This window comes from Brevundimonas sp. Leaf363, assembly GCF_001424025.1.
Classification (GTDB): Bacteria; Pseudomonadota; Alphaproteobacteria; order Caulobacterales; family Caulobacteraceae; genus Brevundimonas.
In genome coordinates this window covers 222,501-240,318 of record NZ_LMPZ01000003.1, presented here as the reverse complement: position 1 = coordinate 240,318, position 17,818 = coordinate 222,501, and the positions used below count along the sequence as shown (strand labels likewise).

The 17,818-nt window shown below is 68.6% G+C and carries 16 protein-coding genes and 2 riboswitches (1 of these 18 running past the window's edge); of the genes, 3 read left to right on the top strand and 13 right to left on the bottom strand.

Features of this window, described 5'->3' with window-relative positions:
• Positions 1 to 31 precede the first annotated feature (31 nt).
• Positions 32 to 135, bottom strand: a riboswitch (glycine riboswitch).
• Positions 136 to 138: 3 nt separating this feature from the next.
• Positions 139 to 234: riboswitch (glycine riboswitch) on the bottom strand.
• A gap of 111 nt (positions 235 to 345) precedes the next feature.
• Positions 346 to 1,377, top strand: coding sequence for an alpha/beta hydrolase (locus tag ASG17_RS12040; protein ID WP_056104018.1), 1,032 nt, complete (start codon positions 346 to 348; stop codon positions 1,375 to 1,377).
• A 57-nt stretch (positions 1,378 to 1,434) separates the two neighbouring features.
• Here ASG17_RS12040 and ASG17_RS15700 read toward each other — a convergent pair whose 3' ends face one another.
• From ASG17_RS15700 to ileS, 9 genes are all read right to left on the bottom strand, one after another.
• Positions 1,435 to 1,578, bottom strand: a complete 144-nt coding sequence (locus ASG17_RS15700) for a hypothetical protein (protein WP_200935079.1) — start codon at positions 1,576 to 1,578, stop codon at positions 1,435 to 1,437.
• Positions 1,579 to 1,619: 41 nt separating this feature from the next.
• The gene (locus ASG17_RS12035) at positions 1,620 to 2,630 is read right to left on the bottom strand and encodes an adenosine deaminase (protein ID WP_056104016.1); all 1,011 of its coding nucleotides are present in this window, start codon (positions 2,628 to 2,630) and stop codon (positions 1,620 to 1,622) included.
• A gap of 5 nt (positions 2,631 to 2,635) precedes the next feature.
• Positions 2,636 to 3,055 (bottom strand): hypothetical protein, encoded by a 420-nt coding sequence (locus ASG17_RS15830; RefSeq protein WP_235560441.1) that lies wholly within the window; start codon positions 3,053 to 3,055, stop codon positions 2,636 to 2,638.
• Positions 3,007 to 3,429 (bottom strand): hypothetical protein, encoded by a 423-nt coding sequence (locus tag ASG17_RS15825; protein WP_235560440.1) that lies wholly within the window; start codon positions 3,427 to 3,429, stop codon positions 3,007 to 3,009. The genes ASG17_RS15830 and ASG17_RS15825 overlap by 49 nt, the downstream gene beginning before the upstream one ends.
• Before the next feature lie 67 nt (positions 3,430 to 3,496).
• Entirely contained in the window at positions 3,497 to 5,299 is a 1,803-nt protein-coding gene (gene argS / locus ASG17_RS12025; RefSeq protein ID WP_056104014.1) for an arginine--tRNA ligase, read from the bottom strand.
• Positions 5,296 to 5,991 carry a hypothetical protein gene (locus ASG17_RS12020; RefSeq protein WP_056104012.1) on the bottom strand — a complete coding sequence of 232 codons (696 nt, stop codon included), beginning with the start codon at positions 5,989 to 5,991 and terminating at the stop codon, positions 5,296 to 5,298. Before ASG17_RS12020 ends, argS begins: the two co-directional genes overlap by 4 nt.
• Positions 5,992 to 6,068: 77 nt before the next feature.
• The gene (locus ASG17_RS12015; protein WP_056104010.1) at positions 6,069 to 6,632 is read right to left on the bottom strand and encodes a DUF3035 domain-containing protein; all 564 of its coding nucleotides are present in this window, start codon (positions 6,630 to 6,632) and stop codon (positions 6,069 to 6,071) included.
• Positions 6,633 to 6,696: 64 nt separating this feature from the next.
• Positions 6,697 to 7,200: a signal peptidase II gene (lspA, locus tag ASG17_RS12010; protein ID WP_056104007.1), complete on the bottom strand. Its 504-nt coding sequence runs from the start codon at positions 7,198 to 7,200 to the stop codon at positions 6,697 to 6,699.
• Between the two features lie 203 nt (positions 7,201 to 7,403).
• A complete protein-coding gene (gene ileS / locus ASG17_RS12005; protein WP_056104005.1) occupies positions 7,404 to 10,328 on the bottom strand; it encodes an isoleucine--tRNA ligase in 2,925 nt (974 codons plus the stop codon).
• Positions 10,329 to 10,582: 254 nt separating this feature from the next.
• Here ileS and ASG17_RS12000 point away from each other — a divergent pair, with 254 nt between their 5' ends.
• Positions 10,583 to 11,449, top strand: coding sequence for a hypothetical protein (locus ASG17_RS12000; RefSeq protein WP_235560439.1), 867 nt, complete (start codon positions 10,583 to 10,585; stop codon positions 11,447 to 11,449).
• Positions 11,450 to 11,604: 155 nt separating this feature from the next.
• Here ASG17_RS12000 and ASG17_RS11995 read toward each other — a convergent pair whose 3' ends face one another.
• From ASG17_RS11995 to hfaA, 4 genes are all read right to left on the bottom strand, one after another.
• Entirely contained in the window at positions 11,605 to 14,562 is a 2,958-nt protein-coding gene (locus ASG17_RS11995) for a pitrilysin family protein (protein WP_056104002.1), read from the bottom strand.
• Positions 14,563 to 14,660: 98 nt separating this feature from the next.
• Entirely contained in the window at positions 14,661 to 15,902 is a 1,242-nt protein-coding gene (gene hfaD / locus ASG17_RS11990) for a holdfast anchor protein HfaD (RefSeq protein WP_056104001.1), read from the bottom strand.
• On the bottom strand, positions 15,829 to 16,839 hold the full coding sequence (gene hfaB / locus ASG17_RS11985) for a holdfast anchoring protein HfaB (protein WP_056104375.1): 1,011 nt from the start codon (positions 16,837 to 16,839) through the stop codon (positions 15,829 to 15,831). The genes hfaD and hfaB overlap by 74 nt, the downstream gene beginning before the upstream one ends.
• Positions 16,840 to 16,850: 11 nt before the next feature.
• Entirely contained in the window at positions 16,851 to 17,273 is a 423-nt protein-coding gene (gene hfaA, locus ASG17_RS11980) for a holdfast anchoring protein HfaA (RefSeq protein ID WP_056103998.1), read from the bottom strand.
• A gap of 116 nt (positions 17,274 to 17,389) precedes the next feature.
• Here hfaA and ASG17_RS11975 point away from each other — a divergent pair, with 116 nt between their 5' ends.
• Positions 17,390 to 17,818, top strand: the 5' portion of a protein-coding gene (locus tag ASG17_RS11975; RefSeq protein WP_056103995.1) for a rhomboid family intramembrane serine protease. Its footprint extends 258 nt past the window's final position; only the first 429 of its 687 coding nucleotides appear in the window; the start codon lies at positions 17,390 to 17,392; its stop codon lies off the right edge, out of view.

The following is a 17,818-nucleotide window of genomic DNA, read 5'->3' as shown; positions in this document are numbered from 1 at the left end:
TTGGAGCGGTCTCCCGCCGTCTGCGCGCCCCCGCTGTCCTGAAGCCTGAGAGATTCCGGCGCCCCCCATCCGAACAACCGGATGTCGAGGCGGCCTTGCTCCGTCGGCGCGGTCATGAAGACCGACTTTCCAGCGTCCGTGTGCTTCGCGGTCCGTTTGCCTGAGCGTTTCCGGGGCGGTTGCGCCTTCGGCGTCGGGGCTGAATCACACCCCGATCTCTCCCGCGAGAGCGAGGCCCAAAGGCCCGGTTCGCCGGAACGAGTCAAGCTCCAGCATACGGAACGGCCTCATAGACCCGGGGGTTAGCTGACCGATACCGCCAACCTTCTGAATATAGGGACCCTTATGTCCATCCTCGATAAGATCCTCGGCAAGGACGAGCAGCCGCGCACCACCCCGGCCAAGCCCGACATGCCCATGCAGAACGTGCTGGACCATCTGGCCCAGCTGAACCCCAAGCCGATCGAGTCTCTGAGCCCGCAGGAGGCCCGCCTGCAGCCGACGCCGACGGACGCGGTCAAGGCCATCCTGCGCGAGACGGTGAAGGATGAAGACCCGACCCTGGGCATCCAGACCCGCGACATCACCATCGACGGCGCCGCCGGGCCGCTGAAGGCGCGCGTCTACAGCCCCGACCTGACCAGCGACGACCTGAAGCCGCTGGTCGTCTATTTCCACGGCGGCGGCTTCGTGATCGCGGACCTGGATGTCTATGACGGCGGCCCGCGCGGCGTGTCGCGTTTCGCCGACGTGGTGGTCCTCTCGGTCCACTACCGCCAGGCGCCCGAGAACAAGTTCCCCGCCGCCCATGACGACGCCCTGGCCGCCTGGAACTGGGCCGTCGCCAACGCCCAGTCGATCGGCGCCGACCCGACCAAGATCGCCATCATGGGCGAAAGCGCCGGCGGCAACCTGGCCGTCGCCACGGCTATGCAACTGCGGGATCAGGGCGGCCGCCTGCCGGACCACATCGTCTCGGTCTATCCGGTCGCCGGCAACGACATGACGCGCGAAAGCTATGTCGAGAACGCGACGGCCAAGCCGCTGAACAAGCCGATGATGGAATGGTTCGTCGGTCACTACTTCAACGACAAGTCCGAGACCGCCGACCCGCGCATCAACCTGGTTGACGCCGACCTGCGCGGCCTGCCGTCCACGACCATCATCAACGCCGAAATCGACCCGCTGCGCTCCGAGGGCGAACTGCTGGCCGAGCGCCTGGAAGCCCAGGGCGTCGATGTCCGTCACAAGACCTGGAACGGCTCGACGCACGAGTTCTTCGGCATGGGTCTGGTGGTGCCGGACGCTGCGGCGGCCCAGACCTTCGCCGCCCACGAGCTGAAGCGCGCCTTCGGCACGGCCATCCTGCCGATCTGATCGGGCGGCCGGGATGAACGAAAGGGCGCGTCCTGACGGGCGCGCCCTTTCTGCATTTCAGTGGCTGGCCTTCTTGCCGCCCTTCTTGCCCAGCTCGGCCTGCGCCGCGCTGGACTTGCGCGGGTTGGACTTGCTTTCCTTGGCCGCCTTGGCGTTCGCGCGCTTCGCGGTCTCGCTGCCGTGACCTTGCTTCTCAGCCATGATGTCTCTCCCTGTGGTCGGGGAGACAAAGCCGCCAGAGGTCAGGCCGTTCCGGCGTAGGCGTCCACCTCCTCGATGAAGGCCGACTTCTCCGCCGAGGTCAGGAACGACCCTTCGAAGCTGTTGCGCGCCAGCTGCGTCACCTGCTCGCGCGTCAGCCCGACCGCCGCCGCCAACTGGCGATAGTTCTCGTTCACATAGCCGCCGAAATAGGCCGGATCGTCCGAGTTGATCGTCACGTGCAGCCCCTGGCGCAGCATCTCCGGCACGGGGTGATCCTTCAGATCGTCCACCACGCACAGCTTGTGGTTCGACAGCGGGCAGACCGTCAGCGTCATCCCCGTGCGCGCCAGCCGCTCGACCAGCGCTGGATCCTCCATCGAGCGATTGCCGTGATCCATCCGGTCGATCTTCAGCAGGTCCAGCGCCTCCCAGACATATTCCGGCGGCCCCTCTTCACCCGCGTGCGCCACCCGCTTCAGCCCCATCGAGCCGGCGGCCGCGAAGACCGATTTGAACTTCGACGGCGGGTGCCCGACCTCCGACGAATCCAGCCCCACGCCCCGGATGCGGTCCAGCCAGGGCTCGGCCTTCCTCAGCGTCGCGAAGGCCGCGTCCTCGTCCAGATGGCGAAGGAAGCACAGGATCAGCTGGGACGAGACGCCCAGATCGCTCTCGGCCGCCTTCATTCCCGACAGCAGGCCGTCGGCCACCACCTGGAACGGGATGCCCCGGTCGGTGTGCGTCTGGGGGTCGAAGAAGATCTCGGCGTGCCGCACGCGGTCCGCCGCCGCCCGCTGGAAATAGGCGTAGGCCAGGTCGTGGAAGTCCTGCTCGGTCAGCAGCACGTTCGCCCCGGCGTAATAGATATCCAGGAAGTCCTGCAGGTTCGAGAAGTCATAGGCCGCCCGCACCGCCTCGACGCTGTCGAACGGGATCGACACCTTGTTGCGGCGGGCCAGTTCGAACATCAGCTCGGGCTCCAGCGAGCCTTCGATGTGCAGGTGCAGTTCGGCCTTGGGCAGGCCGGCGATATAGGCGTCTAGGGACATGCCCTTTAGTTCGACACCACCAGCCGCAGATGTCCACCCTTGCCGTCGGCGCGCGGCATGGCGCTCGGCGAAGGCGGCGTAGGATCGGGCGGTGGCGCCGGCTCCGGCCTGGCCCAGTTCAGCGGCCGCTCGATCCAGCCGGTTCGCGTCTTCACCCGGTCGGGCAGCATGGAGCGCTCGATCAGGTTCGGTCCAATGCCGACCGTGCCGTCGACCCAAGCGCTGATCTGGCGATTGTGCCCGCGCCCCGGCGGCGCGACGGTGATCAGCCCCTTGTCCGGATAGCTCTCGCGCAGGAAGCGCGCCGTGGCCGAATGGTCGCCGTCGGTAGTCAGCAGATAGGCGACATCGAACCGATCAGCGGCCGCGTCCGACGTCAGAGCCAGCGCCAGATTGACGTCGCTCTGCTTCTCCGTGGCCGACATCCAGCGGTGGCCGCAGTTCTGGCACCCGTCGCCATGCACCACGAAGTGCCCATCAGGCAGCGCACCTTCCTGGCCCGCAGCGCCTGCTCATAGGCGAACATGGCCTGCATCCGGCCGTTGCGGTCAGGCTTGTGCGCCGAGACCCAGGTCACCGAGGCCAGACGCTCGCCCGGCCGGATGATCCCCTTGCCCAGGGTCTTCAAGTCCAGCCACAACCACTCGCGCCGGCCCTGGTCCAGCAGGGCGTGGAACAGGTTGTAGCCATCGACGTACAGCGCCGCGCGCGGCTTCAGAAAGCCCGGCGTGACGTCCGCCAGGCCGAAGCCCCTCACGGCCGCATCGGCCATCCGCACGCTGTGATCGCGACGCCCCATGCCCGCCCCGGACTGCCCCAAGGCAAAGGTTAACCAGACCTTGCACCGGGAGTCTGCGCCTTTGGCGCTACATCCGCTCGGGCGATTCGATTCCCAGCAGGCGAAGGGCGATCGCCAGCTGGTCCAGCGCCGCCTTCGACAGGGCCAGGCGTGAGCCCTTGGTGGCCTCGTCCGGCGCGACCAGCACCGGGCATGCGGCGTAGAATTTCGAGAAGCTCTGCGCCAACCGGTAAGCGTGCTCGGCGATGGCGTGCGGCATCCGGCGCTCATAGGCGTCGGTCACGGCCTGGTCGAAGGCGTCCAGCGTCAGGGCCAGATCACGCTCGGCCAACTCGGCGATGATGATCGGCCCCACGGCCGCGCCCTGGTCCGCCGCCTTGCGCAGCAGGGATTTGATCCGCACCACCTGATACAACAGGTACGGCCCGGTCTTGCCCTCGAAGCTGGTGAACCGGTCCAGGTCGAAGACGTAGCTGGTGGTTCGCGCGTTCGACAGATCGGCGAACTTGAGCGCCGCGATGGCCACCTTGTGGGCGATGTCGGCGTGCTCGTCGGCCGGCATGTCGGCCCCCAGCTCGGCCTCGGCCAGCCGCTGATCGGCCTTCTCGGTCGCCATGGAGATCAGGTCGTGCAGCTTCAGCACCCCGCCCGCACGGGTCTTGAAGGGCTTGCCGTCCGCGCCGTTCATGGTGCCGAAGCCCAGATGCTCCAGCGCGCCCTCTTCGGCGTATCCGGCCAGAACCGCGGCGCGGAACACCTGCTGGAAATGCTCCGCCTGCCGCTCATCGACGACATACAGGATCAGGTCGGGATCGAGGCTCTTCCGACGATCCAGGATCGTGGCCAGGTCGGTCGTGCCGTACATGGCCGACCCCTCGGACGACACCACCAGCAGCGGCGGCGGGCTCGGCGCCTCGACGGTCGAGCCATCGGCCAGCTTCTTCTTTCGGGTCTCGCCGGGCCTGGCGACATGCACCACCTGGGCGCCGTCGTCCTCGACCAGCAGGCCGGTGTCAGACAGATGGGCCAGCATCTCGGCCATGACCGGATCGGCGTCGCTCTCGCCGTTCCACAGATCGAAGGTGACGCCCAACGCCCCGAACTCGCGCTCCAGCGCCGTGCGGCTGACCGCCACGAACTGCGCCCACAGCGCCCGGTATCCGGCCCGGCCGCTCTGCAGCTCGGCCGTCGCCTTGCGGGCGCGGTCGCGGTAGGCCGGGTCTTCCTTGGCCTTGCCGGCCGCCAGCGGATAGAGGCGCTCCAGATCGTCCAGCGACACGGGGCTGACATCCGGGAACGGCCCGTCGCCCTCGGCGAAGAACGCGTCCGCCTTGCCCTCATCACCGACCGCGACGATCAGCAGCCCCATCTGGAAGCCCCAGTCGCCGAAGTGGGCGTCGCCGGTGACCGTGTCGCCCCGGAAGCGGAAGATGCGCTTCAAGCTCTCGCCGATGATGGACGAGCGCAGATGGCCGACGTGCATCGGCTTGGCCACGTTCGGTCCGGCGAAGTCGATCAGAACCTTGCGGGGCCTGTCGACCGTCGAGGCGCCGGCGTGGTCGGCGTCCGCCGCCACCTCGGCCGCCCGAGCAGCCAGGGCGTCGTCCGCCACCTTCAGATTGATGAAGCCCGGTCCCGCCACCTCGACCGAGGCCAGGCGCGGATCGGCGGCCAGCCGGTCGCCGACGCGCGTCGCCAGCTCGCGCGGATTGGCCTTCAGCGCCTTGGCGGCGGCCAGGGCCCCGTTGGACTGGAAGTCGGCCAGGTCGGGCCGGTCCGAGGTCGTGACGCGCGCCAAGGCCGCGTCCACGCCTTCGGCGGCGAAGGCGGCCTGGACCGCTTCGCCGAGCGCAGCCTTCAGGTCGGTCATTGTGCGGTGGAGGCCGTCGCCGCCGGCGCGCCCGGCTGGATGCGGAAGCGGCTGCCCGAACGGTTGAACGCGGCCATCTCAGGCGTCACGTCGAAGCCGACGAGCACCTCGAAATTGCCGCCCGACACTTCCTCGCTGGCGCGCGGAATGGTGATCGAACGCTCTTCGCGCACCTGGGCCAGCCCCGAGGCGTCGAACGTCACCGGAACATCGAAATAGGTCTTGGCCAGGATGGCGCGGTTCCGTTCCGTTACTGCGATCCAGTAGCGATAGGTGTGCTGCTGGCCGGCCGCCGCCTGGCCACGGCCCAGGCTGAACAGCATCTGCATGTCCAGCTGAATGGGATCGCCCTCGCGGTATTCACAGTCGGCGCTGATGCCCTCGATCTCGCCGGTGAAGCCGACGTTGGCCAACCGGGGCTGGTTGTCGCGCATCTCCACATAGCGGGCGGCGTCGTACAGGATCTTCACATAGGGGCAGGGGCCGGCGTTGGCGCGGCGCGACAGGGGCGCGATGCGCGGAGCGCGGCGACGCTGCTCCTGGGCTTCCTCGGCGCTGTTGCCGCGGCTCTGTTGCTGCTGCGTCTGGGAGCCCTGACGACCCATGCTGCCGCCGAGCTGCGCATTGGCCGGCCCAGCCACGGCCGTGGCGGTTAGGAGGGCGGCGGACAGGGCGATAAGGGCACGACGCATGTAGCTGTATCCGTGGCCGATCGGCCGAGTTTACGCGAAGGCGGGTGACCTATCGGCCGCCCGTGACGTCCAGACCCTTAGAGGCCCGGCAGCTTGAAGCCGCTGCGGCGACGCTCGGTGATCGCCACCGCTTGGCCGCCGGTCAGGGCCTGCAGGCGCGCCTGCTCGCTGGCCGCGTCGATGGTCTGCGAGCCATCGGCCGACTGGGTCACCGTGGCGACCTGGGTCGAGGGATCGTTCTGACGCCAGAACAGCAGGCGGCTGGCCCAGTTCTCTTCCTTGTGGGCCAGGTCGCCGAACTCGTCGTCGACGACGTAGCGGGCAAGCGGGTCGGCGCGGTCGGCGCCGGCTTGCTGGGCCAGGGCCTGCTCGCCCGGCGTGCGCGTAATGGCCTGGCGCTGACCCAGCAGGATCTGGCGGGCGGCGCTCTCAGGGGCCAGCTCCTGGGGGCGCGGCTGGCCGGGCGACGGCGGACGCAGGCCGTACTCCGGCGGAACGCTCAGCGGGGCGGTCGAGACGGTGACGAACTCGTCCGGCACGACCTTGGTCAGGCCGATGCCTTGTTTGACGGCGCCGCAGGCGCCCAGGGAGGCGGCCGAGACGGCGATCAGGCTGACGGCGGCGACGCGGATAGGGGTCATGAAACGGGCTCCGGGCGCGCGGACGCGCTGGACACAAGGACGAGGTCCTTTGGAAAGCGCCTGATTACGACTTTTCAACGGCCGCGCCAACCTGAGCGGAGCGTTCGCTGCGCAGGCTGTCGATCAGCAGCAGGACCACCCCGACGGTGATCGCGCTGTCGGCCACGTTGAACACCCACGGGAAGACGCCGGTGCCCGAAAAGTCGATGAAGTCGATGACGAAGCCCAGACGCACCCGATCGATGACGTTGCCCAGGGCGCCGCCGATCACCAGGCCGATGGCCGTGATCAGCAGGCGGCGCTTTGCCGTCAGGGCCCACCAGGCCAGCAGACCGGCCACGGCGATCGAGAAGAAGCTGAGCGCCCAGCGCGCCGAGCCGCCGCTGAACATGCCGAAGCTGGAGCCGGTGTTCTCGACCCAGGTCAGGTTCAGCACCGGCGGCAGCAGAGGGATGCGCCCCACCTCCTGCAGGTCCAGACCGATCATCCAAAACTTGGTGATCTGATCGATCACCAGCACAGCGAACGCGAAGCCGTAGGCCGACCAGGTAATGCGGGGAATTCTCATGGCGCGGCGGTTAGCAGGCCGAATGGGCGCGGTCGAGGGAGGGTTCGCTGCGGGCCGGAAATGAGGGGGCGAATTTCCTTGGCGGTGGGTCGGAATTCTCCGCTTCGCCGTGAAACCTTCTCCCTTCACCCTTTCGGCTTGGCGCCTCGGTTCGCTCTGCGAGCCGCAAGCCCTTTCCTTCTCGGAGAGGAAAGGCAGGCGGTTCAGCCCCGCGCCGCGTCCCACGCCCGAACGGCGTCCGCATCCCGCGCTGACAGCTCCGGATAGGCCGGGTCCGACCCGACGTCCGGCACACGCCGCCACGAGCGGGCGCATTTTGGAAAGTCGGCCGTCTTGACCACGACCACCACGGCCTCGCCGCCGCTGACGATCTCGGCGCCCGAGGTGCGGAACACCTCGGCGGCGTCCAGACCCTCGAATGCAGCCAGCAAGACCGCTGGGGCCGTGACTGTCGGCCAGGCGTCCAGCGCCCCGCCGATGGCCTTGTCGCGCCGCGCCGCTTCGAGCGAATCGTTGACGACCTTCAGCACCGTCTCGACGCCAGACCATCGCTCGGCCTCGGCCTCGTTTCGCCAATGCTCCGGCGTCGCCGGGATCACCCGCGCGCAGTTCGAGCCGCCGTCCTGGAACCGCGTCGTCCACGCCTCTTCCATCGTGAACGGCGTCAGCGGGGCCAGCCAGGCGGTCAGCCGCGCGAACACCTCGTCCATCACCGTTCGCGCCGCGCGGCGACGCACGGAATCAGGCCGGTCGCAGTACAGGGCGTCCTTGCGGATATCGAAATACAGCGCCGACAGGTCGCCCGAGCAGAACTCCAGCACCGGCCGCACCACGTCCTGGAAGCGGTACTCCTCGTACGCCTTGCGCACCTGGCCATCGAGTTCCCAAAGCCGATGCAGGATGAACTTCTCGAGCGGGGGCATCTGGTCGTAGTCGGTCAGGCGCTCGGCCTCGTCGAAGCCGTCCAGGGCGCCCAGCAGATAGCGGACGGTGTTGCGCAGCTTGCGATAGGCGTCGACCGTGGTCTGCAGGATCTGCTTGCCGATCCGCTGGTCGTCCGAATAGTCCACCAGAGCGACCCACAGGCGCAGGATGTCGGCGCCCGATTCCTTGATGATGGTCAGGGGGTCGGTCGTATTGCCCCGCGACTTGGACATCTTCTCCCCGTTCTCATCCAGGGTGAAGCCGTGGGTCAGGACCGCCTTGAAGGGGGCGCGGCCCCGCGTGCCGCAGCCTTCCAGCAGCGAAGACTGGAACCAGCCACGGTGCTGGTCCGAGCCTTCCAGATACAGGTCGGCCGGCCAGTGCGCCGGGCGGTCGCCGGCATAGCCATGCTCGGCCGTGCGCGGGTCCAGGGTGAAGGCGTGGGTCGATCCCGAATCGAACCAGACGTCTAGAATGTCCTCGACCTTCTCGAACCGGGCCGGGTCATGGGCGCCCAGGAAGTCGCTGTCAGGGGCAGTAAACCAGACGTCCGCGCCGCCCTCGGCCACCGCCTTGACGATACGGGCGTCGACCTCGGGGTCATGCAGCGGCTGGCCGGTCTGCTTGTCGATGAACATGGCCAGGGGCGTGCCCCAGGCGCGCTGGCGGCTGACCAGCCAGTCGGGCCGACCCTCGACCATCGAGCGGATGCGGTTGCGGCCCTGACCCGGGTGGAAGGCAGTGGCGTCGATCGACTTCAGCGCCGTCTCACGCAGGGTATCGCCCGACTTCAGGGGCTGATCCATGCGGATGAACCACTGCGGCGTGTTGCGGAAGATGACGGGCGCCTTGGACCGCCAGCTGTGCGGATAGGTATGCTCGATGCGGCCGCGCGCCAGCAGATTGCCGGCCTCGATCAGCTTTTCCATCACCGCGCCGTTGGCCGGACCGAACTTGCCGGTCTTCTTGCCCTCGGTCTCCAGCACCTTCAGCCCCGCGAACAGGGGAACGCCGGGGTAATAGGCGCCGTCCGGATCGACCGTGTCCGGCACCTCGTGATGACCGTGGGCCTTCCAGACCTCGAAGTCGTCGGCGCCGTGGCCGGGGGCCGTGTGGACGAAGCCCGTGCCCGCGTCGTCGGTGACGTGGTCGCCGCTCAGCAGCGGCACGGAGAAGCTGTAGCCCGGGTCCAGCGCCGCCAGCGGGTGCACGCACTCCAGCCCCGACGGATTGATGTCGTAGATGCGGGTCCAGGCGGCGATCTTGGCGGCCTTGAAGACGTCCTCGGCCAGCTTGTCGGCCACAATCAGCCGGTCGCCCGGCGCGGCCCAGGGCTGGAACTCCAGCCCCTCTTCCATGGCCGTGACCTCGTACAGGCCATAGCTGATCTCGGGGCCATAGCTGATCGCCCGGTTGGCCGGAATGGTCCACGGCGTCGTGGTCCAGATGACGATGGCCGGCGTGGCGCTGCGGAAGGCCAGCAGGTCGTCGGGGTGGTCGTCGGACGCCGCGATGACCGGGAATTTGACCCAGATCGTGGGCGAGACGTGGTCGTGATATTCGATCTCGGCGTCGGCCAGCGCCGTGCGCTCGACCGGCGACCACATGACGGGCTTGGACCCGCGATACAGCTGGCCCGAGTTCTTGAACTTGTGGAACTCCGCGACGATCGCCGCCTCGGATGCATAGTCCATGGTCGCGTAACGGTTGGCGAAGTCGCCGACGACGCCCAGGCGTTTGAACTGGTCGCGCTGCAGGTCGATGTATTTGCCGGCGTAGGCGCGGCAGGCGGCGCGGAACTCGTCCTTGGAGACTTCGTCCTTGCGGCGGCCCTTGGAGCGGAACTCCTCCTCGATTTTCCACTCGATCGGCAGGCCGTGGCAGTCCCAGCCGGGGACGTAGTCGACGTCGTAGCCCAGCAGGAAGCGGCTGCGGACCACGAAGTCCTTCAGCGTCTTGTTCAGCGCATGGCCGATGTGGATGTCGCCGTTGGCGTAGGGCGGGCCGTCGTGCAGCACGTACAGCGGCGCGCCCTCCGCCTGACGCTGGGCGCGCAGGGCGCCGTAGAGGTCGCCCCATTGCTCCAGGATAACGGGCTCCTTCTGGGGCAGGCCGCCGCGCATGGGGAAGGGCGTCTCGGGCAGGAACACGGTCTCGCGATAGTCGCGAGCGTCAGATGAGGGGGTTTCGTTGGCGTCGGCCATGAGGGGTCGTCTCGTCGTTGGATCGTTCGCGGCTTCGATGGAAAGTCCCGACGTGCGCGGGGCCTAGGCCCTGCGGCGCTACGCCGGGCGGCTAATCGAAATCGGGCGAAGGACGCGGACGGTCATGGTGGCGGTCGTTTAGCAGGTCGTCGCGCCCGATGGCTAACGGAAACGCAAGCCTTTTCCGGTCAACTGCCGGATCAGGCAGGCTGCGTCATGCGGCCCGCCATGTGTTTTTCGCGGAGCGAACGCCCATGCGGGTGCGGATCAAGACCTGGCTTCTGGCCGTGGCGGGCTTCATCGCCGTGACGGCGGCCGCCGATGCGGCCTCGGCCAAATGCGACACGGGGTGCACGCCGCCTCCGCCGCCGTGCTGTCAACCGCCGCCCCCTCCGCCGCCGCCGCCCCCTCCGTGCTGCGTCACGCCGCCGCCTCCGCCCTGCTGCGGCGGTGGCAATGTGAATGTGAACGTCAACGTCAATGCGAACGCCAACGCCGGCGCCCGCGCCTATGTGAACGCCCGCGCCGGCGTCTATGGCTCGGTGCAAGGCAACGGCGGAGGCTCGGCTTACGTCAGCGTCGACCAGCCGTATCCGACCGTCATCAACGGCCTGAACGTCGAGGGCGCCCTCGTTCAGCAGGTGATCCGCACGCCCTATCAGGCCTCGCGTCGTTGGGAGAAGCGGGTCGTGATCCAGGCCGTCTGCATCGACGACCGCTCGGTGCCGCATCCGGCCTCGCAGGTCTTCGCCGACCGCGACGTGCGCGACGATTTTGAGGGTGAGCTTTACCGCTGCATCGCGGGCACCAGCCTGCAGATCACCATCGCCGAGTTCCTGGGCGACATCCGCTTCGACCACGGCGAGACCCTGAGCTGCCGCAAGGGCGAGGCGCTTTGGCGCGGCCGGGGCGGCGAGGTCGTGTGCAAGCCGCAACTGCCGGCGCGCGACTGCAACGAACGCTCGCTGCTGCGCCGCTTCGGCGCCGGCGTGAAGATCCTGACCATGATCCGCGAAGAGACCTACACGGAGTATCGCGAGGAAGTCGTCGAGACGCAGGGCTTTGCGGTGCAAGGCGCCAGCATCGCCCTGGACGGCGGCGTCGGAGGCCGCGTGTTCTAATCCGGCGCGAACATGAGCGGCAGGTGAACACCGCCGTTCAGGTCCGGCTCAGGCTCTATGAACGAATATGCGGATGTCGACCCTCCGTCGGCGATCCTGTGACTGGCCCCGGATGCGCAAGCGTCCGGGGCCTTTTCAGTTGGGATGCGTAGCGCCTACCGGGCGGCGACGCGCGGCGTGACCTGGATGCGGTAGGCCTTCGACGCCACGAAGTACTTCTGCGCCACCCGCTGGAGATCGGCCGGGGTGGCGCGCTCCAGATCGGCGACGGCGCTGCGCAGGGCCGGTAGGCGCGTCGGATCGGTCTGGGCGTCCTGAAGCTCGCTCATCCAGAACTCGTTGGTCTCTCGCATCCGGTTCAGCGCTTCGATGCGAGGACGGCGCGCCCGCTCCAGTTCGTCGGCGGTGACGCCATTCGCGGCGATCTCGGCCGCGATCCGGTCTACGTCCGTAAAGAAGCCAGGCAGGCGCTCGGGCGGGGCCTCGATGGCGGCCTGGACATAGCCGTAGCCGCGGAAGACCGAGGACGGGTCGTCCGAGACCTGGGGCGAATAGGTGACGCCCTGATTCTCGCGCAGCTCGTCGGTCAGGCGCAGGCGCAGCACGTCGGTCAGCAGGCGAACGTAGCGCATCTCGCGCGGGTCGCTGAACGAATCGACCGTCGGCCAGGCGACGAAACCCAGCGCCTGGTCGAGACGCCCGCCGTGCTTCAGATCGACCGGCGTGGCTGTGGGAGCAGGGAAGCGGACGCCGTCGCCGGTGCGGTCCGTCGAGCCGGTGCGGGCGGGCAGGGCGCCCAGGGTGGCAGCGACCTTCGCGACGACATCGTCCACATCGACGTCGCCCACGACGATGACCTCAAGCGGACCGCCGCCCAGATCGGCTTCGACCGTGCGGCGCAGGGTCGGCAGGTCGGCGCCGGTGATGTCCCCCTGGGTCGGAAAACGCCAGCGCGCATCGCCTGAGTGAAGCAGGGCCGAGGCGTCGCGGCCGAACACGCCGCCCGGGGTGGCGTCGATCTGGGGCAAGGCCTGGGCGTAGACGCCGCGAACGCGCTCGAACGGATCCGGCCGCCAGGCGGGATCGGTCAGATAGGCGGTCAAAACCTGCAGCTGCAGCGCCAGGTCCGCAGGCCGCGTCGAGCCGCTGAGCAAGTAGGAGTCCTCGCCCGGCTGGAAGCTCATGCCATAGGTGTTGGGGGCCAGCGCCTCCTCGAGCTGCTGCGCCGTCAGCCGGCCGAGGCCGCCTTCCGAGAAGGTGGCGGGTGCGGCCCACAGGGCGGTCGTGCGGTCCGTGGGCAATGACAGGAAGCCGCGACCGGCGCGCACCGACACCATGATCTGGTCGTCGCGGAAGCGCGTCGGCTTGACCGTCAGACGGACGCCGTTGGCGAAGGTGACGAAGGTGGTCTCGATGTCGGCCACTTCGCTGCGCGAGGCCACCGCGCCGGGGCGGCCGAAGTCGGTGTAGGGCCAGTCGATGGCTGCCTCGGCTTGCGGCGCGGCGACCTGGGCCGTCTGGGCCTCGGCCAGAGCGGTCAGCACCGCCTGATCGCCGCCCTCGATCGCGGTCGGGCTGGTGATGAAGACAAGCGGACCCGAGCCCTGGAATGCCGCCTTCAGCGCGGCATTGACCGTCTCTGCCGTCAGGCCGTCCACGACGGTGTCAAAGATGGCCAGGTCGGTCTGGGGCGCGGTGAAGACGGTGCGGCTGTTGACCGTGTCGGACAGGCCGTTGGCCAGACCCGGCGTGCGGCGGGTCGCGGCGCCGGCGACGGCGTTCTGCAGCGAGGTGCGGAACTCTGTGATCTCGCGGTTAAGCTCGGCCTGGCTGACGCCGTACTCGACGATGCGGCGCTGCTCCTGCTCCAGCGCGCTCAGGGCAGGCTTCCACTGGCCAGGCTGGACGTTGGCGTACAGCGAGACGTTGTCCTGCGAGCGCCAGTTGGTCGTCGCGTTGGCCGAGGCGCCGATGAACGGCGGGGTCGCTCCGCGCGACAGGGCCTGGAAGCGGCGGTTCAGCACCTGCAGCCCCAGGATGCGAATGATGTCGGCCTCCTGGTGCGCCAGCGTGTCCGGCGCCAGGTCCGGCGGCGAGACCCAGGCGATCTGCAGCGTCGACTGCACGCCGGGGTCGACGAACACCGACGCCTCGGGCCCGCGCGGTTGCACGGCGCCCAGGTTCGGGGCGGCCCCGTCCGGATGGCTGTTGGCCCAATCGCCGAACTCGGCGCGGATCTTGGCTTCCATCTGGTCGACGTCGAAGTCGCCCACGGCGATCAGGGTCGCGCGCTCGGGCCGGTAGTAGGCGTTGTAGAACTCGGTGAAGCGCTCACGCGGGGCCGCCTGCAGCACCGAGGTGTCGCCGATGGGGAAGCGTTCCGGCGCCAGCTGTCCCTTCATCAGGAACCCGAGGCGGGCGCGGATCGATCGCAGGGCGGGGCCGTCGCGGGTCCGCTCCTCTGACAGCACCACGCCGCGCTCCCGGTCGATGGCGTCGGCGGCCAGGGTCGCCTCGCCCGACATTTCGCGCAGGATGTTCAGCGAGGCGTCGACGGTCGCGTCGTCAGTACGCGGCAGGTCCAGCTTGTAGACCGTCTCGTCGAAGTCGGTGGAGGCGTTGGTGTCGGCGCCGAAGGACAGGCCCAGCCGCTCCAGCGTGTGAACCAGCTCGCCTTCGGGAATGTCGGTCGACCCGTTGAAGGCCATGTGCTCCATGAAATGGGCCAGGCCCAGCTGGTCTGCGCGCTCGTTCAACGACCCGGCGTCAATGCGCAGTCGCAGCGAGGCCTGGCCGGGCGGGGTGGCGTTGCGCAGCAGGGCATAGCGCATCCCGTTGGGCAGCACGCCGTAGCGGACCGCCGGGTCAGCGGGCACGTCGCTGGCGGTCTGGGCCCACGGCTGGGAGGGCGTGCCGGTGGTTGCGGGTGTCCCCGGGGCCGGGGCAGGCGTCGGTGCGGCGGCGGGCGTCGGGGCCGGCTGGTCGCCGCCGCCCATGAAGGGCAGGCGCGGCATCGACACGCTGGGCATCGATACGTCGGGCAGGGAGCCGCAGGCGCTGAGCAAGACGGCGCTGGAGGCGGCCGTCATCATAAGGCGGAAGGAAGGGCGCATGGAACGTCTCCGGCATCCACCGGAAACGGCGGCCTTTCGCGGCCTAGACCGGGCGCAAGGCGCGTTCAAGGCGCGGTTGCGGCCGGATCGGACCCGTGTCAGCCGCCGGGTCGGGAGACGTAGAAGGTCGCGCTGTTGCCCGTGGCGGTGGCGCTGCCGATCACCGCGCGGCCCTGACCGGCGACCGCGCCGCTGACCGTGGCGGTGACGTCGCCGTTGTTGGTCTGGCTATTGGTGGCGTCCATGTACGCCGTGCAGGTCGAGCAGGCGTATCCTGTGATCGTGTTCCCGACCGCATCGGCGCCCAGATAGACGTCGTACCCCTGGGTCCCGGCGAAGCGGGCCGAGGCCTCAACGCCGCCGGAGTTCAACTGGGTATTGTCGATCTCGACATAGCGATCGTTGTTGCCCGCCTGGACTTCGTTGGCGGCGGCGCGGGCGTAGCTGGTCGCCTTGCCGTAGTCGTAGGCGGTGACGACAGAGGCGGCGCGCACGTCACTGGTGTTCCCCTGATCGGTCTCCACAACGATGGAGCCGCCCTGATTGCCGACCACGATCTGATTGGCGCCGGCGTTGGCGCGGCCGGCCAGATCCCAGGCGTTGCCGGCGTTGGCGCTGGTAGCAGCTTCGACCAGGGCGCCCGTCGAGCGCTGGCGGACGCCCATCCGTTGAGTGGAGGCGACATTGCCGCTGGTCTGGACCGCATTGGCCAGAGCCTGGCTGGAGACCTCTGCTTCGGCTGGAATGTACTGGGTTGCGACGAAGGTGGAAGCGCGGACGGATCCCTCGGCGCGCTGATCCAGACCCATCAGGACGCCGACTTGATCCCCGCCGACCGCGACCGTATTGCCGATGGCGCCGGTGGCGATCGTGCCGCCCGCCAGCAGCCGGGCGTTGTCCTCGCCGATATTCGTCGTAGCGCGGACCTGGCCGGTGGTGGTCTGGGCCGCGTCGATGGCGATCTCTGCGCTGTCCACCGTCGCGCCGAGATAGGTCCCGCGTGCCTGGTTGGCGACGGTGACCCTACCGCCGGTGTCGCCGCTCAGCGTCAGATCGACCCGGGCGCGCGTGTCGCCGCGCATCTCCTGTGTCGATACGACCAGGGCGTCATGGCCGTCCGAGCCGCCGGCCAGGCTGACGCCTACGGCGCTGTTGCTGACCGTGACCTGATCCGAGGCGTCCACGACGTTCAGCGTCTGGCCCGCGACCACGTCGCCAAGCTGCAGCTGGTTGTTCAGAACCAGAGGCTGGCTTTGCGCGGCGGCTTCAGTAGCGGCTGCGGCGTACGTCGCCGTCGCGGCGATCATGCCAGCGAGACGGATCAGACCGGGTCTGGCCATTGTTGGTGTCCGTGTTCTGATAGGCCGGATAGTAGCCGCCCGTCGGACCAACCGTATTGCCGGCCAGCGGGTCGTTCGAGGCGTTCAGGCAGACTTCGGGGCCCGGCGCGCCGTACAGATTGGCCATGAACTCGACCGTGGCGCGCTCGATCAGCGCGCGGACGGCCAGTTGCACCGGCTCGAACCCGCCCGTGCCGGCCGAAACGTCGAAGACGTTGCCGTTCAGGAAGTCGAACACGCCGGCCGAGACTTCGCGGCCGATGATCTGCTTCTGGTACGAGACGACGTCGACCACTTCGAGGGTGGTGGTCTGAACCAGGCGCAGGTCGATCGCCACGTTCATGACGAAGACCTTGCCCTGAATGATGCCAGAGGCCGGGGTATCGCTGTCGGCCTCGCCGCCGCCGATATCGAAACCGGCCGAGCGGATGTTGTAGTTCACCTCGGTGATGCCGCCGACGACATAGAAGTCCGAGCCGGGCACCTGGCCGGCCAGGATGCGGCGGTACTGCGAGTCGGCCTGGCCCTGAGCCGGGGCCTGGGCCTCGTCGCCGATCAGTCGATTGTTGGCGTAGCGCAGCTCCAGCTCCGACACCGAGGTATCATAGCGCTCGACGATGCGGGCGCCGGCCTTGGCCAGGGCCGAGTTGGCCATCAGCGAGGCGCCGCCGGTGATCTGGCGTCCGCCGTCCGGAGAGACGGTGCCCGTGTAGTCGCTGATCCGACCCACGGCGATGCGCGGCGAGGGCAGGTTATAGCGGTGCGCATAGTCGGCCAGGCAGAACAGGGCGGTCGAGTACGGCGTGGGGTTCGACGTGACAGGCGCGTTGCCGATGGGTGTTGCGTACTGGCCGGACGGGCCCGCGACGGGGCTGACGCAGCCGGTCAGCGCCAGCGCGGCGGCCGAGAGGAGCCCGGCGGTCCGGTAAGCGGTCATGGACTTCTGGCTCATGGGAAACTCAGTGTACCGTTCAATGCGGTTCCGGCGGTGACATCGCCGTTGTTGACCTGGTCGGAGTTGACGATGACCGTGTTCCAGCTGCCCTGAACGACGACGTTCAGGCTGTTGCCGATGGCGGTCGCGCCGCCGATGGTCGCGCCGTTGGTCCCGGCGCCGTAATAGCCCGACGCCACGCCGCCCGAGGTGCTGGAGTAGCTGGACGCCCCTGCCTGGATCAGGCCGTTGACGATGATCCGGTTGCCGTTGGCGTCGCGGGTGGAGCCGCTCTGGGCCGACTGGGTCGCGCCGCGGGCGTTGCCGTAGCCCGCCTGCATGGAGGACGCGCCCGCGGAACCGCTGGTCTGGGCCAGGGCCGAGACGGGCAGGGCGGTCGCGATGGCCGCGATCAGGATCAGACGGGACGCCGGCATCCGGGCCTCTTGCGCGCAAAATGGTTGACCGGTCGGAAACCGACCGGCGTGCCAAAGTGGGCCACGGATATTAAGAAGCGCTTGAGATCGCGGGCAGACCGACGCATTGCGGGTCCATGCCCTGGTCCGCCGCGATCCCCGAACCCGACCGCCAGGAGCCCTGGACCCGCGCCCCGTTGCTGGCGGTGCTGCTGGCGGCGTCCATGCCGGCGCTGTTCTTCCTCCAGCTGAGATTGCCGGACCAAGGAATCCAGTGGGCCTTCTACCCGGTCGATCTGGAGGCAGGACGACCGGGCGGCCTGTTCACCGCCATGTTGCTGCATGGCGGGTGGGTGCACGCCGTCATGAATGCGGTCGCCGCGCTGGCTTTCGGCACGCCGCTGGTGCGGGCCTTGAGCGGGCGATGGGGTGCAGCGATGTTTCTCGCCCTATATATTGTATGCGGCGTGCTTTCGACGCTCGGGTACGGCCTGCTTCATCTGGCCAGCAACCAGCCGATGGTCGGGGCGTCCGGGGCGGTCTTCGGCCTGATCGGGGCGACCACG

Excerpts from the sequence above, each read along its gene's own strand:
- ASG17_RS12040 (WP_056104018.1), top strand. The coding sequence starts at position 346 with ATGTCCATCCTCGATAAGATCCTCGGCAAGGACGAGCAGCCGCGCACC.
- ASG17_RS15700 (WP_200935079.1), bottom strand. The coding sequence starts at position 1,578 with ATGGCTGAGAAGCAAGGTCACGGCAGCGAGACCGCGAAGCGCGCGAAC.
- ASG17_RS12035 (WP_056104016.1), bottom strand. The coding sequence starts at position 2,630 with ATGTCCCTAGACGCCTATATCGCCGGCCTGCCCAAGGCCGAACTGCAC.
- ASG17_RS15830 (WP_235560441.1), bottom strand. The coding sequence starts at position 3,055 with ATGTCGGCCACGGAGAAGCAGAGCGACGTCAATCTGGCGCTGGCTCTG.
- ASG17_RS15825 (WP_235560440.1), bottom strand. The coding sequence starts at position 3,429 with ATGGGGCGTCGCGATCACAGCGTGCGGATGGCCGATGCGGCCGTGAGG.
- argS (WP_056104014.1), bottom strand. The coding sequence starts at position 5,299 with ATGACCGACCTGAAGGCTGCGCTCGGCGAAGCGGTCCAGGCCGCCTTC.
- ASG17_RS12020 (WP_056104012.1), bottom strand. The coding sequence starts at position 5,991 with ATGCGTCGTGCCCTTATCGCCCTGTCCGCCGCCCTCCTAACCGCCACG.
- ASG17_RS12015 (WP_056104010.1), bottom strand. The coding sequence starts at position 6,632 with ATGACCCCTATCCGCGTCGCCGCCGTCAGCCTGATCGCCGTCTCGGCC.
- lspA (WP_056104007.1), bottom strand. The coding sequence starts at position 7,200 with ATGAGAATTCCCCGCATTACCTGGTCGGCCTACGGCTTCGCGTTCGCT.
- ileS (WP_056104005.1), bottom strand. The coding sequence starts at position 10,328 with ATGGCCGACGCCAACGAAACCCCCTCATCTGACGCTCGCGACTATCGC.
- ASG17_RS12000 (WP_235560439.1), top strand. The coding sequence starts at position 10,583 with ATGCGGGTGCGGATCAAGACCTGGCTTCTGGCCGTGGCGGGCTTCATC.
- ASG17_RS11995 (WP_056104002.1), bottom strand. The coding sequence starts at position 14,562 with ATGCGCCCTTCCTTCCGCCTTATGATGACGGCCGCCTCCAGCGCCGTC.
- hfaD (WP_056104001.1), bottom strand. The coding sequence starts at position 15,902 with ATGGCCAGACCCGGTCTGATCCGTCTCGCTGGCATGATCGCCGCGACG.
- hfaB (WP_056104375.1), bottom strand. The coding sequence starts at position 16,839 with ATGACCGCTTACCGGACCGCCGGGCTCCTCTCGGCCGCCGCGCTGGCG.
- hfaA (WP_056103998.1), bottom strand. The coding sequence starts at position 17,273 with ATGCCGGCGTCCCGTCTGATCCTGATCGCGGCCATCGCGACCGCCCTG.